Here is a 1073-nt window from a genome sequence, read left to right on the forward strand (position 1 = left end):
GTGCCCACGGTGGGTTGTGCCGGGTCGATCTGCCCCATCATCCACGGACCACGCGAAGGGGCGCAGCCGTCACCCGCGCCGCGCGTACCGGGGCCGAACACCACCGTCGGGGTGGGGCCAGCACCCTGCCACGGATTCGCCGGCTCAATCATGTAACCGGACACCGGCACAATGCGCCCATCCACCGTGGTAGACGTGTACACAATCCGTTGCGCGTAACCGGGGAAAGATGGGCCCAGAAGGTTCAGCAGGTGTGGCGCCGGCTGGGCGCGCAAGAGTTTTCCGGGTCGATCGAGCTGCTCCGCGGGGACCGGATCGTCATAAAACGGGTCATACTGCTTGGGCAGAGTTTTGTCAGGCGTGCTTGTGGCGTGAGCAAGGCCACCCTGCAGCTGATCGACGCTTGACTGTGCACCAGCAGGCTGCGCACTGGCTGTCATGACCACGGCGGTTGCCACGACCGTGAACCAACAGGAGAAACGAGACACAGGGTTACGCATGAGTGAATCCTAAAGTAGGCCCCCGTTTTTCGTGGGCGTTTGACGCAGGCTTCTTTTCCTCGGCGGGTGCTCTAAGATTCTGAAGTTATGGGTTTGATGTACCGCCAAAAGAAGAAACTGGGCAAGAACTCGTGGATCAACATTTCCGGTTCCGGGGCGTCCGTGTCCACGAAGGTGGGGCCGGTGACCTTTAACTCCCGCGGGGGAGTGTGGGTGAACTTGCCTGGTGGGATGACGTACCGTGGGCGCTGGAAGTAGCGCTACGGCAGGTGGAAGTGCCCGTCTTCATTCTGCACAGCGAGGCCGTCTTCGAGCAGTGAGTACAGCGCCCGCGTGCGTTGTGGGGCGTCGGGCCACACTACGTCGATAGCGGATTGGGGTACGGGTGCGGGTGCCTCACGCAGCACTTTCATGATTTTGCCACGCACTTGCCGGTCGGTGCCCGCGAATTTCTGCACCTTCTTCCCCGCCAGCTCTTCCGCGGTAGGTGGTGGGGAACCGGCGGCGAGCCACGCGCAGGAATCCGCGATGGGGCACTCCCCGCACGCCGGTGCCGTGGCCGTGCACACGACC

General features: G+C 63.0%; 1 protein-coding gene and 2 pseudogenes. 1 reads left to right on the plus strand and 2 read right to left on the minus strand.

Features of this window, described 5'->3' with window-relative positions:
* A pseudogene (locus tag F4V54_RS10870) lies at positions 1-500 on the minus strand (lipase family protein); the annotation flags it as partial.
* An 87-nt stretch (positions 501-587) separates the two neighbouring features.
* Here F4V54_RS10870 and F4V54_RS10875 point away from each other — a divergent pair.
* Positions 588-758 carry a DUF4236 domain-containing protein gene (locus tag F4V54_RS10875; RefSeq protein ID WP_084576415.1) on the plus strand — a complete coding sequence of 57 codons (171 nt, stop codon included), beginning with the start codon at positions 588-590 and terminating at the stop codon, positions 756-758.
* Positions 759-760: 2 nt separating this feature from the next.
* Here the strand turns inward: F4V54_RS10875 and F4V54_RS10880 are convergent.
* Positions 761-1073: pseudogene (locus F4V54_RS10880) on the minus strand (A/G-specific adenine glycosylase); the annotation flags it as partial.

This window comes from Corynebacterium tuscaniense, from assembly GCF_008693065.1.
In the GTDB taxonomy this organism is placed as follows: Bacteria; Actinomycetota; Actinomycetes; order Mycobacteriales; family Mycobacteriaceae; genus Corynebacterium; species Corynebacterium tuscaniense.

Coding starts and splice junctions, on each gene's coding strand:
- F4V54_RS10875 (WP_084576415.1), top strand. CDS start 588: ATGGGTTTGATGTACCGCCAAAAGAAGAAACTGGGCAAGAACTCGTGG.